At 51.7% G+C, this 15,400-nt stretch carries 9 protein-coding genes; 8 read left to right on the top strand and 1 reads right to left on the bottom strand.

Features of this window, described 5'->3' with window-relative positions:
- Positions 1–6 precede the first annotated feature (6 nt).
- The 8 genes from WCX19_RS01590 to WCX19_RS01555 all read left to right on the top strand — a co-directional run bounded on the left by WCX19_RS01590 (position 7) and on the right by WCX19_RS01555 (position 10,100).
- On the top strand, positions 7–792 hold the full coding sequence (locus WCX19_RS01590) for an RNA methyltransferase (RefSeq protein ID WP_373003967.1): 786 nt from the start codon (positions 7–9) through the stop codon (positions 790–792).
- Positions 793–1,442: 650 nt separating this feature from the next.
- Positions 1,443–1,994 carry a dCTP deaminase gene (dcd, locus tag WCX19_RS01585; RefSeq protein ID WP_373004230.1) on the top strand — a complete coding sequence of 184 codons (552 nt, stop codon included), beginning with the start codon at positions 1,443–1,445 and terminating at the stop codon, positions 1,992–1,994.
- 1,115 nt (positions 1,995–3,109) lie between these two features.
- Complete coding sequence (locus WCX19_RS01580; protein WP_373003965.1) at positions 3,110–3,550, top strand: peptidase domain-containing protein; 441 nt, start codon at positions 3,110–3,112, stop codon at positions 3,548–3,550.
- Positions 3,551–3,567: 17 nt separating this feature from the next.
- Positions 3,568–4,275 (top strand): winged helix-turn-helix transcriptional regulator, encoded by a 708-nt coding sequence (locus WCX19_RS01575; protein WP_373003963.1) that lies wholly within the window; start codon positions 3,568–3,570, stop codon positions 4,273–4,275.
- Positions 4,276–4,575: 300 nt separating this feature from the next.
- Entirely contained in the window at positions 4,576–5,790 is a 1,215-nt protein-coding gene (locus WCX19_RS01570) for a Kelch repeat-containing protein (protein WP_373003960.1), read from the top strand.
- Positions 5,791–6,144: 354 nt separating this feature from the next.
- On the top strand, positions 6,145–7,971 hold the full coding sequence (locus tag WCX19_RS01565) for a S8 family serine peptidase (RefSeq protein ID WP_373003958.1): 1,827 nt from the start codon (positions 6,145–6,147) through the stop codon (positions 7,969–7,971).
- A 13-nt stretch (positions 7,972–7,984) separates the two neighbouring features.
- On the top strand, positions 7,985–8,149 hold the full coding sequence (locus WCX19_RS01560; protein WP_373003955.1) for a hypothetical protein: 165 nt from the start codon (positions 7,985–7,987) through the stop codon (positions 8,147–8,149).
- 103 nt (positions 8,150–8,252) lie between these two features.
- Positions 8,253–10,100 carry a threonine--tRNA ligase gene (locus WCX19_RS01555; protein ID WP_373003952.1) on the top strand — a complete coding sequence of 616 codons (1,848 nt, stop codon included), beginning with the start codon at positions 8,253–8,255 and terminating at the stop codon, positions 10,098–10,100.
- Between the two features lie 196 nt (positions 10,101–10,296).
- Here the strand turns inward: WCX19_RS01555 and WCX19_RS01550 are convergent, their stop codons facing one another.
- A complete protein-coding gene (locus WCX19_RS01550) occupies positions 10,297–15,234 on the bottom strand; it encodes a PAS domain S-box protein (protein WP_373003949.1) in 4,938 nt (1,645 codons plus the stop codon).
- Positions 15,235–15,400: the final 166 nt, after the last annotated feature.

Genomic DNA, 15,400 nt, shown 5'->3' with positions numbered 1-15,400 from the left:
TTTTTTATGCCCGATATTGACATCGTGCTCGTGGCCCCCCTCTATGAAGGAAACGTGGGGTTTGCCGCACGGGTGATGAAAAATTTCGGGTTTACCCGTATGGTGCTCATCGATCCCTGTAAACTCGGGAACGAGGCGAAAGCCCGCGCCTCTCATGCGCAGGATGTCCTGGAGGATGCGGAGATCTGCACTATCGAGGACGTGTTTGCCCGGAGCAGTCTCGTGGTCGCGACGACCGGGGAGGTCAGTAAATCAGTCTGCACCCCGATGAGGATGCCATTCTATTCCCCCCGCGAGATCCGGGAACGGATCGGTACTGCGGAAGGAAAGATTTCGATCCTTTTCGGGCGCGAGAACTGGGGACTCAACAATGACGAGGTAAAGAAGAGCGACATGATCTGCACGATCCCGACCTCCGAGGAGTATCCCATCATGAATCTCTCCCATGCAGTCGGCATCGTCTGTTATGAGCTCGCGAACCTCCCGTTGCCCCAGTACCGCCTTGCTTCGCCGTACGAGATGGGTTACCTGTACCGCCATATCGACCGGTTCCTGGACTCGGTGCACCACCCGGCATTTAAGCGCGAGAATACGATGATCATGATCCGCCGCATACTCGGAAGGGCCGGCCTCACGACCCGGGAGGCGAGCACCGTGCATGGCCTCCTGCGCCGGACCGAGTGGCATGTCGATCCAGATGCGCTCGACCGGGAGAAAGAGGCGCAGCGGCGGCACAAGAACCAGCATGATGAGGGGGAGTCAACCCCGGATAAAAATGTTGGGGAGAAATAGCCTCCGTGCGTTACCGGTCTCTATAAGACTTGAAGACACTGGAAAAAACTGCCTGTGGGGGTACCCCTGCCACTCATCTGAGGGTAGCACCCCCTTTCATAAGCAAAGAGAGGGGGATACCTCCTCCACCAATGCAACCACTGTTTCCTGTGACTTCAGATGGCAACAGGAATGGTATCAACTGTTTCAGCAAGGGGGGTACCCCCCACTTCCAAAACGAAGGGGTACCCCTACCCCCCGACCAATTTTTTTAAAGCATGACACCCCCACCCCCCTGTCCGGGCACATGAGAGGGTACTACCCCCAAAAAATTCCAGTACAATAACCTGCGCTTCGCGTGGAGTTATCGTCTGAAACCCTGTTTTCCCCGATCCATGTCAAGGGGGGGTAGGGCCCACACTTATAAAAAAGGGGTACCCCCCACTCCCAAAACGGAGAGGTACCCCTACCCCCGCCAATTTTTTTAAGAGCGTGACACCCCCACCCCCCTCTTGTGGCTCATGGGTGGGGGGTGCCACTTTCGTACAAAAGAGGGGGTACCCCCTCAAACACTGGTTCGCGGGGGTCATGGTGTCCCATGACCAGACTCCATAAACCGGAACCCGGTCCCAAGAGAAATTATGACCGATCAACGCCAACCGGGTATTCCAATGATTCTCGTGGACTGGCAGCTCCGGGACCGTATCGCCCGGGGCCATATCAGGATAGATCCCTACGATCCAAAACTTGTACAGCCCAATTCGGTTGACATCCGGCTTGGCAACCACTTTGTCTGGTACAACCCGGGGGAGCAGGTTATCGACCCGTACGACAAGGCACGCGTAACCGCCGATGTGGGCGAGACACACGCCGACTTCTTTGTCCTCGTACCGGGACAGTTCGTGCTTGCCGAGACGCTTGAATGCATCGGCCTGCCGGATAACATTGTCGCTACTATCGAAGGTAAGTCAAGCATCGCCCGGCTTGGTGTCACCCTCCACCAGACCGGCGGCTGGATCGATGCCGGGTTCCGAGGTACGATCACGTTAGAGATGGCAAACGTGAACGCACGGCCGGTAAAAGTCTACGCCGGGATGCCGATCGGTCAGCTCGTCTTTTACACGACCGAGCGGGCAGAAAACCCGTACGACAAAAAGGCCGATGCAAAGTATCTCAACCAGCACCAGGCGACTCTTTCGCGGTACCACGAGAATAAGCGGTAAGGATCGGGCTTCGGCGCCAAAACTCTCCGTTTGGAAGTACTATCAGTGTTATTGCAGATTCTGGGTTGTGGTTATATAAAATATATAAAAAATCCCCGTTCCAGTTTGAGTTTATGGACAGAACAAGTAAATAGTAAAATTATAAATCAATTATTATGGGCTATCAATGGCTCTATCGAGGATTCTCTATGCCCTGTCGATTTTTATCGTATTCCTTATCCTGGTGGCGGGATGCACGACAACACCGGTTTCAGAGAACCGTACTGCAGGTGCTTCCACTCCGAATATAACCCCTTCAGCTGTTTTGGGATCCAATTCTTCCTGTCAAGGCACCTATTCCCAACCGGACTATCCCGTTCATCCAGACTTTATCAAAATGGATTCAGAGGTATACAATCAGGGGGAAGTTATTGAATTTTACCTCGTAAATGAAGGAGCAGAAACCCTTACCTGTAACAACACGCCCCCATCATTCTCAATCTTCCGGCAAACCGAAAATAAGTCATGGGAAATCCAGTCGGAATTCGAAGAGACACGATCACCCATTATCTCATATTTAAAGCCCGGGGAGTCAACCCGTTCACAGAGAATAACGACAACTAACCTGTTGCCCGGTCGGTATAACGTTGTTTTTGATTGTGGAGTTTCGCGGGAATTCGAGATACGGTCTCTGTGAAACGCACTTGAACAGGAGCGATTCATGAACCGGTTTGATAAAAACCGGTTTGCTTTACTCATATCTGACATTTTGAATTCTATATATACTTCATCTTGCCGCTGAAGATTTATGATAATCTAGATTGATTCAACGGCAATATCCTTGGATTTGAACTCATTTAAAAACAATTCCCCAAAGCCTACCTGATGAGCCGCGATTATAAGTGGGGATATTCTCCGGTCGATGGCCCTACATTGAGTATAAACTACCGCTGACAATTGATTGCCCGTCCCTGAAACATCTGGCGATCCTCCATTATCGCGACTCGCTAAATGGCGCTTTGCTCTTCAAAAAAATATTAGGGGGCTCAAACGAAGCCGAATAGTCTGTATCGAAGATTGCCAGTTTGATTATTTGGACAGAAAAATTAAGCAATGTTTCCCGAAATCGAAAGTTCATGTCGAAAAGACTGGGAATCGTAGCAGTGGTGCTTCTTGTGATGGCATCATGTGCAGTTGTATCGGCAAGCGAATTAAAATCAGTGAACAGCGGTACCATCATCCAGCCGGCAAACAATATGGGATTTGGCCAGATACACCCCTTGACCGTCACCGGCTCAGTGACTCAAGGCCAGACAGCGTGGCAAACAAGAACTGTATCATCGTACATTACATCAATGAACGTGAACCTCTACTGGGGCGTTCCCGCCAATTCGCTTCAACTGAAAATTTACTCTCCGGATGGGTCGATATATGGACCCTTTTACGACAATTTTGACGGTGCCACGGACGGGAGTGTCAACGTAGATGTCATAAACAGCGGAGGAATTCCACAAGGCACATGGACTTACGAGGTCTATGGGTACAGGGTGACGGGAAGGCAATATTATACGATCTGAAATCTACCCTACATTGAATGAAATCTTCTCTAATTGTCCTTATTTTTTTAGTGGCGGTCGTTAGCAATATCGCCATTGTTCAGGGGGAGACAACATATGTTGTTCCCCATTCTCCCCAAAACGGACCATCGGACACTCTCGGTGCCGAACGGATTATCTCCTTTTTTGATCTGCCCCTGTGGATCCAGGCTGCCTGGATCTTTTCAATTGGGCTTGGAATTTTTGGCCTGCTTACGTTCTGGCCGGTTATTGTTGGTAAAGTAAAAACGATTCTGCAAAATAAAAATCGTACTGCAATTCTTGAATATATTGGCGATCATCCCGGGTGCACGATTGCGGATCTCTCAAAAAATACCAGTATCAACCGTGGCTCCGCGAAATATCACTTGTCTGTGCTTCTTCTTGAACGAAAGATTGTCCGGAAAAAAGAAAATAAGCTCGCCTATCTATTTCCGAATTTCGGGACCGCTCCCGATAAGAAACGAATGTATGGGTATATCATGAGTCATCCAAAACAGGAGATCCTCAAAGTGATCCAAGATGAGCCGGGTATTAGCAACAAAGATATCGCACAACGCTTTGGTCTGGACCCGAGCACGGTTCACTGGCACCTTAAGCAGTTTCTTGAAGAAAAAATGATCGTATCCCAGTGGGATGGCAGGAATATGAACTATACTCTGACCCCAACTGTTGACGATATTCTGGAAAAATACAGAATAAAATAGCATTGGGCCTTTTTGCGGGTAAAGACATGACGTGGTTTTGTTATCGTATCTCCCTGATGAAGAGGGGAGATCCTGAAAAGCCCGGCTTCAAGCTCTTTTTGGTTTCCGTTTTTCTTAAAATCCGGTCCAGTTGGAATATGTGGACATGAATAATAAATATCATAATTATGCATTGATCTGTGTGGATAACAGGCATTTGTCCCAAAAAAAGGCCCGGGATCACCTCTCTTTTTGTACACCGATGAACCGATGGAGAGGATTTTTAAGGATTCACGAAATTTTTACCGGGGGATATTCATCTTGAGATCACGGTATGAGGCTGTACCGGTAAAAGCAGGGCTTCTCATCGTCCTTGTCGGTATAGTCTGTATCGGTGCTGTTGATGCTGAGATAATCGGGGAGAAATGGACTCCAGTGACGGGTAATGCCACCTGGTCACCCCGTTTCGATCACACCGCACTCGTATTCGATAATAAGATGTGGGTGTTGGGAGGATCGGGCGGGAACGATGTCTGGGATTCTTCTGATGGAATCACCTGGAGCAAGGCAACGGACAGCGCCGGATGGCTTCCCCGAAGCGGACATTCTTCCGTTGTTTTTGATAACCGGATGTGGGTCCTGGGAGGGGGATCCGGCGCCGACCTGAAAAACGACGTGTGGTATTCGACCGATGGCAGTACCTGGACACAGGCAACAGCGGATGCCAACTGGTCACCCCGAAGGGGGCATACGGCTCTTGTATATGATAATAAAATATGGATAACTGGCGGCGAAGGGATCGATAATGGAAGCTCAATGAATTATAATGACGTGTGGTATTCAGCCGATGGCACTACATGGACACAGGCAACAGCGAATGCCAACTGGTCCCCCCGGGGGGGACATACGGCTCTTGTATATAATAATAAAATGTGGGTCATTGGCGGCGAAGAGATCGATAACCGGCGCTCGATACATTATAATGACGTGTGGTATTCGACCGATGGCAGCACATGGACACCGGCAACGGAAGATGCTGAATGGTCTCCCCGGTCTGATCATCAGTCTGTGGTATTTGGCCAAAGAATGTGGGTGCTTGGAGGGTATACCGGATTAAAATCCATGTACGGCCGACAGGAGGTCTCCTCTAACGATGCCTGGTATTCGTATGACGGGAAAATCTGGTACCCGGCAACGGATAATGCCGGCTGGTCACCGAGAAACGGTCATCGGGCGGTTGTTTTTCATGATCGGATGCAGGTTCTTGGCGGTATCCACCCGGGAGGGCCCGAAGGCGCAGTATTCGATCTGGGGCCTGGAGAATATGTCTATTCAAAATTACCCGATACTCTGGATAATGATGTATGGGAAAGTGTTTCCGTTATAAAAAGTCCGGCATCCGCATCTGTCACATCGTCCCCTCAAGGAGAAAAAGTGACGCAGTTCTCGCCGGTTTCGCTTATTACAATTTGTTTATCGCTGGCTGCATGCATCCTTATCTATGGTCGAATGTCCCGACGAAGAAAACAGAACTAAATGAATTCTCTACAGGGTTTTTTAGGGGGGTTCTAACCTCGATGCGGGCGTCTTCTCCCGCGCAGGTTTTTGGTTTATCCGGTAAATCCTGAAAAGTCCGAATTTAGGCTCGTTTTGTTTTTCGTTTTTCTTGAAATCCGGCCCAGTTGGAATATGTGGACATGAATAATAAATATCACAATTATGTATTGATCCATGTGGACGACCGGAGGTTGTTCCAAAAGAAGGGACTGGGATCATCTCAAGTTTTGCACACTCAAATGAACCCAGAACCGCCCGTAGGCATGATGAAATTGTGCTTTTCCTGTTAAAAGACCTTCTCGTGCCTGCAAGAACTTGTAAAAGAGGCGAGTTATGACGATAAATGCAGAACCGAGACTGAATTATCGAATAGTCATAATATCTGTATTATGCATACTGATCTGCAGTATTCATCTGGTTAGTGCCCTGGATGATAACAAAGGAATTACGAATCTAATAACAAATAGTTCTGTAAATACTGCCAACGCAGGAACTCCGGTAAACGTTCAATTGCCCGAAAAAGAATTGCCTTCGCACCAGCAGTTGAATACTGATCCGACAGGGAAATATGTGGAAGGTCAGGTCATTGTCCGTTATAAACCCGAGGTGGTTAATAATGAAGTATCCTATCAGGCAGCAACGAAAAGCGCAAATGAAAAAATAAATCCCCAAAAAATTGAGGAAATAGGTTCAAAGAGTGTGCCTGGAGTTCAGTTTATTCTTCTTCCTTCAGGAATTTCAGTCGAAGAAGCGACTGAAATCTATTCTAAAGATCCAAATGTTCTCTGGGTTCAACCCAATTACGTTTATCATTTAACGAATGTACCAAATGATCCCCTTTTCGATCAACAGTGGTCGTTACATAATACCGGACAATCCGTCAATGGTCAGCCTGCCGGTACTCCGGGAGATGATATCCATGCCCCGGAAGCGTGGGATACCTTTACTGGACCTGTAGGATCGAATGATGTTGTCGTAGCAGTAGTGGATACTGGGATTGATTATACACATCCGGATCTTCAGGATAATATCTGGACAAATGCCGGTGAAATGGGAACGGATTCCCAAGGAAGGGATAAGAGATCCAATGGGATTGATGATGACGGTAATGGGATCGTTGATGACTGGCATGGCTGGAATCTGGTGGATAGGAACGGAAACATCACAGATGACATCGGACATGGAACAGAAATGGCCGGTATTATTGGTGCGACCGGTAATAATGGAATTGGAATCAGCGGTATTAATTGGCGGGTAAAAATAGTGCCTGTAAAGATCTTTAATAATTATGGATCCGCTAGCGATTTTTGGATTATGCAGGGAATGACTCGTGCCGTTGAGGAGGCTCACGCAACCATAATCAGTAACTCATGGTCAGGGGGAGATTCACCCGATCATTATGTAAAAGACTTCATCACCCAGAACCGCAACGTTCTTTTTATGTTTGCTGCAGGAAATTGCAATCCCGATCTAGCAAGTCCATGTAATTGCAGTTATTCAGTAAACAGAAATATGGATGATACAAATACCCATTGCAAAGCTTTTCCAGCATCATATGATGTGAACAATATTATTTCCGTTGCTTCGAGCGATCAGAATGATAATCTTGCTTATCATTCGAACTATGGGGCAATATCTGTCGACTTAACTGCTCCTGGTACTAACATAACGACAACAATTCCAATAAGAAATGGCATATATTATCATGTAAGTGATGGAACATCCCCGGCCACCGCTGCGGTTTCCGGTGTTGCAGCACTTATAAAATCTATCAATCCTTCAGCAAGCCCGACTACAATTAAAAATGCCATATTGCAAAATGTTGATCAAAGAAGTTCATTATCCGGGTTAGTCCTGTCGGGTGGACGGTTAAATGCCAATAGGGCATTATCTTCTATCAGTGTAACGGTTCCTCCAATACCTGATTTCAATGCAGATGTTACATCAGGGCGGGTGCCGCTGACGGTTCATTTTACGGACAAATCTGCCGGTGCACGTATCAATTCGTGGTCATGGGATTTTGGGGATGGCGGACGGTCGTATTTACCAAATCCGACTTATTCATATAATACTGTCGGGACCTACACGGTTAGTCTCTCCCTCAATAATGGCTATCCCAACACAACGACAAAAACCAGTTACATCACGGTCAGTACATAGACGCAGCAGCAATATGATTGTCAATACCATTTTTCCCGGGCCACTTCCGGATTATACTGCAAGGGAGATCGTCGATGCAGGACGGGTCGGTATAGCCAATATCGAAGGAGTTCTGGCACCCGGTAAAATATCCGATATTCGCGTCCTTTCCCCCGGCACACCGGCTTGCCTCCTGTAATAAACTAACAACACCCCTCCCAACCGGGTGCCGGGGGCAATGAGGGTATATACCTTAAGAACCCATTTTATACGCATAATCGTTCCGGTTTGGAGATGAAGCAATGCGACTTCTTCTGATACATTCAGATTACATCGAATACGAAGCAAAAAAGAAAACAAAGATGGCAGAGGAGGGAGCCGTCCTCGCGGATCGCGAAGAAGACGCGCTTACGGTCTTCACTGCGGTTGAGTCCATCGATGAAGAGGATATGGAGGGCGTCATCCTCCAGGCCATCGAAGAGGTAAAAAAGACTGCAGGTCAGGTGCATGCCGACAAGATCGTCATCTACCCGTACGCCCACCTCTCAAGCGACCTTGCCCGGCCCGACGTGGCAGTGCCGGCGTTAAATGCCCTCAGGGATGGCCTTGCCGTGGAAGGCTTTGCCGTCAAGCGTGCGCCGTTTGGCTGGTACAAGTCCTTCAAGATTTCCTGCAAGGGTCACCCGCTCTCCGAGCTCTCAAAGACGATTGTGCCCGGCGGCGAAGAAGGAGAAGCCATCTCCGCGAAGAAGAGCAAGAAAGAGGTCACCCACGACTGGTTTGTCCTCACTCCCGACGGGAAGTCCCACGACTACCACCAGTACCTCGACAACACGCCGTTTGGCTGCCTTGTGAAAAAGGAACTGGGCGTCGCAGAGCCGACCGGCGGCGAACCCGCTCATGTCGACCTGATGCGCTCAAAGGAACTCGTCGATTACGAGCCGGCAAGCGATGTCGGCTGCCTGCGCTGGCTGCCAAAGGGCAAGCTCGTCCGCGACCTGCTCGCCGATTACGTCCTTGCCCTCGTGCTCCCCTACGGTGCGACCCCGGTCGAGACCCCGGTTATGTACGACCTCGGCGACAAGGCGATCTGCGAGCACGCGGCGAAGTTCGGCGAGCGGCAGTACCGGTTCAAGAGCAACAACCGGGACATGATGCTTCGGTTTGCCGCATGCTTTGGCATGTTCTCGATCATGCGGGACATGCACATCTCGAAAAACACCCTCCCCATGAAGATGTACGAGCTTTCCACGTACTCTTTCCGGCACGAGCAGAAGGGCGAAGTGATCGGGTTAAAGCGCCTGCGCTGTTTCACGATGCCCGACATGCACTCGCTCTGTACCGATATGCCCGAGGCGATGAAGTGCTTCGAGGAACAGCTCGCGATTGGCTGGAAGACGGGCAGGGACTTTGAGACAAAGCTTGTCGCTGCATTCCGGTGCACGAAGAAGTTCTACGATGAGAACGAGGCATGGGTCAAGAAGATCGTAAAAGAATCCGACTGCCCGATGCTTATCGAGATCCTATCAGAGCGCGTCCACTACTGGGAGGCAAAGATCGACCTCGCAGCTATCGATGGCCAGAACCGCCCGATCGAGAACCCGACCGTGCAGATCGATGTCGAGAGTTCGACCCGTTTCAACATCAAGTACTTCAAGGACGACGGTACTCCCGTTTACCCGCCCATCCTCCACTGCTCCCCGACCGGGAGTGTCGAGCGCGTGATCTGTGCGATCCTCGAAAACATCTCGACCCAGAAAGTCCCGGCCCTCCCCACCTGGCTCTCACCGACCCAGGTGCGGGTCGTGCCGGTTGCCGAGCGTCACACTGCGTATGCACAGGAAATCTGCGACGCCTTGAACGCACAGAGCATCCGGTGCGATATCGATGACCGCGAGGAGAGTGTCGGAAAGAAAGTCCGTGAATCCGGTATGGACTGGGTTCCCTACGTGATTGTAATTGGCGACGAGGAAATGGCAAATAAGAAACTCACCGTCACCATCCGCAGGAAATCGGAGCCAAACAAGCCCTTCAAGGAGCAGATGACCGCAGATACCCTTGCTGCTGCTGTAAAGAAAGAGACTGCAGAAAAGCCGTTCCGCCCGCTCTATACCCCGCGCAAGCTCTCGCTTAAAGCGCGGTATATCTGAACCTTTTTTCTTTTTTAGGAAATGTCCGGTTTTATTATGACCAACCGGTTGAGCAGATGCGGTAGTCAGGCCCGGGGGACCGTGTCTGTCCTCCCGCAATCTCCGGACTAAAAAATATGAATTACCAGTTACCCTAAAAAAAACCGGGATTCTCGTAAGTGTGGAGGGCGTACCATCATAAAAAAAGTGCCCATGCCTACTGCGTCTGTCTGATTCTCCATTTTCCCGGAGGAATGATCATTTCGAATCGCGAGCCCACCCCGGCCACCCCTGTCTCTTTTATGGTAATGCCGGTGATTGCAAGAATGTCCCGGACCAGAAACAAGCCAAGGCCGGTTGACTTTGTGGAACCGGACGAGGTGGTAAAACCGCGTTCGAAAATCAGTTCCTTTTTATCCTGCGGGATCCCCACACCATCGTCCTCATAGACAAGTATGCACCCGGTCTTTACCGTCTCGCAGTGTATCCGGATATGCCGGACATGTACCCCGTGACGCAACGAGTTGTCGCAGAGGTTGTACAATACTTTGCCAAACATCGCGTCGGCAAAAACGGCAAAACCCGGCTTCGGCTCCTCAAATGCAATCTCTCCTACATCAAAGTGCGACCTGACATCGGCAAGGATGGGTCTGATCTCCTGCCAGATTGGGGCGGTTCCCCCCAGAGACTCATAATCCTTGGTAAAATCGATGTGGCGCCGGATGGCGTTTGCCGAGGTCTCGGCCTTGTCAATAAAGCCGATCAGCTGCGGGTCACGCAGGGACACCCGGAGCAGATCGAGATACCCCAGAACCCCGGTAAGTTTGTTCTGGATATCATGCCGGGTGATACTCGATAGGATGCCCAGTTTATGGTTGGCATACGCAAGCGCTTCTGCTACCTGTACCCGGTCGGTGATATCGTAGGCATAGATCCTGATGAGAGTCTGCTCGTGGGCAGAGCAGATCGATTCATGGAACGATCGTTCCTTGATCTGCACCACGCGATCTACCATTACCGTCTGCGCCGGATTGAGCGTTTTTCCAATCGTATCAAAGTCTGCCGGCAGGAATGCAGCCGGATCACCCGGAAGCCCGAGAGATGAGAGCACCGCAGCGGTTGCCGGGTTGGCATAGGTTATTGTTCGGTCCAATTGCACCTCGATAACCGGGTTGGGGTTCATATGCGGGTAGGATGCAAGCCTCAGGATCTCGCGCTCCGCCCGGTTATGTTCCGTCATATCGACTATAACGACAAGTTCCTGCCACTCCCCGCGAATGAAAAGCGCGATCAGGGTGATATGTGTCTCAAGGGTCGTGCCGTCAACTCTCGTGGTAACCCAGGGAAATGCCTGCGGCGTTCCTCCGCGAGCTGCCTCAAGGTACTCCCGTGCGGCATCGGCAGATTCCTTCCCGTCCGGCTGGTACCTTGGGGAATATTCAAGCAGGCTGTGCCCTATGAGTGCCTCGCGGGTACAGGCAAACAGCCGGGTCGCCGCTGCGTTGCAATCGGTAATATGGTCGCTTACAAGAAGGGTGGCATCTGCCGTGCTCTCAAAAATGGCCCGGTACTGCGCTTTTTCCTCCCTCAAAGCTACCTCTGCCACCCTGCTTTCGTGAATATCGAAGCAGGAGTACGTGATGCCGGTTTCCATCCCGACCGCCGCAGGGTCTGGTATACGGATCTCGCGGATCCACCGGTATTCACCGGTATGATCCCGAAGACGATACTCCCTCTCCAGCGGGTGACTGGAGTCACCCCGATCCCCGGTGGATTCCCTATAATGTTCGCGGTCTTCGGGATGGATTCCCTCCATCCAACCGTCTCTCATCTCATCGGCAGGAGCTCTTCCGGTAAACGTGAGCCACGCTTTATTGAAAAAGACAGATTTGCCTTCGGCATTAGATCTCCGGATGGGATTAGGCAGGCAGTCGAGAAGGGCAACCGCCATCTCCTGTTCCTGCACCCGTGCTGCTCCGGCTTTTTTCTGTCCGGTAATATCCCAGAGGATCAGGTTCATGGCGGCCCTGCCGTTTCGGTCGACAAAACAGGCGGCCCGGGCCGCCGCGTCAAACTGCGTTCCATCTGCCCTGATAAGCCGTAGTTCCCCCTGTGCAGTTCCATTCTTCTTGCACTCCCGCGCAAGTTCGACAAACCGGGGATCTCCAGAGCCCGCAAGACATCCATTTTCGGCCGAACGCAGCGTATCTTCAGTCTGGCCGAACAGCCGGCACGCGGCCGGGTTGGCGGCAATGATGGCACCCGCTGGCGTTGTGATCAGCGTGGGCGTGCTGCCGGTCAGAAAGAACGTGCAGTACTGCTGCCGCTCTTCTTCGAGCATATCCATGTGCTGTTTACGGTCTGCAATATTGGTGATAAAGACAGAGACGCATAACTCACCGGTGGTCTCATCGGTTATTGTCTGGAGGAAGAGTTCGACCGGCAGAATGGTGCCGTCCTTTGTATGGAGCGCGCCCTCGTAACGCTCCGGAGTTTTTGAAACTAGAATACGTGAGAACCGCTCTTCATCAGCCGGTTTACCCCCTGTAAGGAGGCGGGTTAACGGAAGTGCGAGCAGTTCGTCCTCAGTGTACCCGGATAAGGTGCAGAGCGCTGCATTTACCGCCCCGGTGCTTCCATCGGGAAAGACCGCGGCAAATGGGACGGATGCGGACTCGATCCCACTGGCAAGGAACCGGGTGCGTTCCCAACTGCCGTGGGATCCCCTGCCGGCCCGGCGCTGGAGTGTTTTTTTATCGAGCAGGTCAAGCGATGAGGAGAGCGTGGAGCCAAGGAGTGCGAGTTCTTCTGCCTCGGTCTCTGAGAATGCATCCGGTTCACCGGAGCAGATGGTGAGTATTCCGACGATCTCACCTTTGAGCCGGAACGGTACGGCCGCGAGCGAACGGTACCCATGCCGGAGTGCATCATCTCTCCAGAGTTCCGCAGCAGGACCGGTCCCGGTATCGCGGCAGACCCTGGCAGTGCCCGTGCGGATGGCGTCACCGGCCAGCTCATCCCCTTCCTGACCCGTATCGGCGATCCGGTATCCCTCTTTGGGCAGTTCTTCCCCGTTCCCGGCATGTGCCACGGGCCGGAGAATGCCGGCAGCGTGATCGAAGAGCCCAATCCACGCCATGCAGACAGCATCTTCACCGGCGGCGATACGGCAGGTCTCAGCAAGCAGCACCTCCAGCTCGCGGGTGTTTGTTGCGGCGGCGCTGACCTTTGAACTGATTGCATAGAGCCGGTTTGCCGCCCGTATCCGCTGGACGGTTGTTGTGCGGGCGGTAATCTCCTGAACTACCCCGATAATCCCTCCGATTTCCCCGGGAGCGTTCCGCAGGGGGGAAAAGATTGCCCGTGCCCAACCATGTTTCCCGGTTCCGGTATACTCATACCAGGAATCGGGAGTGGCGACAATCTCTCCGGCCAATGCACGCGCTGGTGGCGAATCAGGCCCGGTGCCGTTTAAGAATGGCAGCAGGTCAACAAGCTGCTTTCCGACTGCGTCCCGGGCAAGAATCCCGGTAATATCCTCCATTGCCGGGTTCCAGCCGGTGAGAAAAAGATCCGGTGTGCAGACAACGATCCCGTCGCGTGCCCCGGCAATAATGCCCTCTCTGGATGCGGCTGTTGCCTGAAGCGTCGCGGCTTCCTTTGCTTGTCCGGTGATATCGCTCAACGTGACAAACAAACGGGCGGCTTTCCCGGTAGGATCCCGGGCCACAGAACCATTGAGAGAGACAAAAGTAGTATGCCCGTCGTTACGGGCAAGAGTAAACCGTGCATCACGGATGCTGCCGGATTGTTCCAGTTCCTGGATACCGGCAAAAAACCGTGCCTGTTCTTCAGGGACGATAAATTCTCCAGGGAATTTCCCTATTATCTCGTTTTTGGGACACACCAGCAGCTCAGTGCCTGCCTGGTTGATGCCTGTAACACGGCCGTCCGGGGAGAGCGTCATGAAGGCGAATGGGGCCTGTTCGTAGATCTCCTCGAACTGGTCAGCCCGGTCAGTAAGGGCCCGCATCGCCACGTTCTCATCAGTGACGTCGTGGATGATTACCCCAATCTTTTTTTGATTGTCAGTATCAATGGCCCGTGCGGTTACGACTACTTCACGGATCCTGCCGTCTTTTGTCCGGTGCCGGGTCTCGAACGTCATCTGGCCTTTCCGCAAGATCAGAGGGATTAGTTCCCGTAGTTTCTGAGGTTCATCTGCTACCACCCAGTCGCCAGGCTTGAGTCCGGCAAACTCCTCCCGGGTATAGCCCAGCTGCCGGCAGGCTTCTTCATTGAACTCGAACGGAGTTCCGGTTTTGGGATCGAGAACAAGCATCCCGTCGGTTGCGGAATTAAGCAGCAGCCGGTGCAGGATCTCGCTCCCCCGCAGCACCTCATCGTTCTTCTTGTCTTCAGTAATCTCGGTCAGCAGGCCCTGCACACCAATACACCTGCTGTGATCTATCAGAGGGCTGCCTGATGCACGCACCCAGCGGGACTGCCCGCTCGTATCGGTTATCCGAAAGTCAAATGATGAAATAATTCCCTGTTTCACATCGGTAAAGTGGCGGGCGACAGAGGGAATATCCTCTGCGCAGACAAGCATGGCAAAATCTTTTCCGGTCACATCTTTTGGATCGTAGCCGAACCGGCTTATACGGGGGCTGGCATAAGTGATGGCTCCCTCATCATTGACCACATAGACTACATCCGCAAGGTTTTCAACGAGAGAACGATATGCCATCTCTGACTGGCGGAGTGCCTTCTCGCTCTGCCGCCGTGCCACGGCAGATCGTATTTTTGTTTCGAGTTCCGCAAACCGGATCCTGGGCGAACCCCCTTTCTGGATGTAAAAATCAGCGCCGGCATTAAGAGCCTCGATCGCAACATCTTCTCCGCCTTTGCCGGTAAAAAGGATAAACGGTATCCCGTTACAGCGTGGACGGAGGTATTTTAAAAGTTCTATGCCGTCCATCTCGGGCATCTGGTAATCAGCGACCAGCGCCTCGTACCGCTCAACTTTCAGTTTTTCTATCGCTTCGCGTGCCGAGGTGGCAGTGTCGACCCGGAACTCGCCTCCCCGCTCCATAAAATCTTTTGTCACTTCAAGGAGCGCTGATTCATCGTCAACGTATAAGACCGAGATCATGGCTACCTCCGGCGGAGCCGGATCGAAAACTTACGTATATTTCCATCGTTTTTCAATATAGATAATGGTGTATGTCACGTTTGTGCCTGCCCGGCATCGTGGCGAACAAAAATTAAGCACAATAACCTGGTTAAAGGCAATCCGTCACAAAAAAAGGCGGCACTGC

This window comes from Methanoregula sp. (assembly GCF_041663825.1).
Taxonomy (GTDB): domain Archaea; phylum Halobacteriota; class Methanomicrobia; order Methanomicrobiales; family Methanospirillaceae; genus Methanoregula.
Note: the sequence above shows the minus strand (reverse complement) of the source record. Positions and strands in the feature narration are given on the sequence as shown.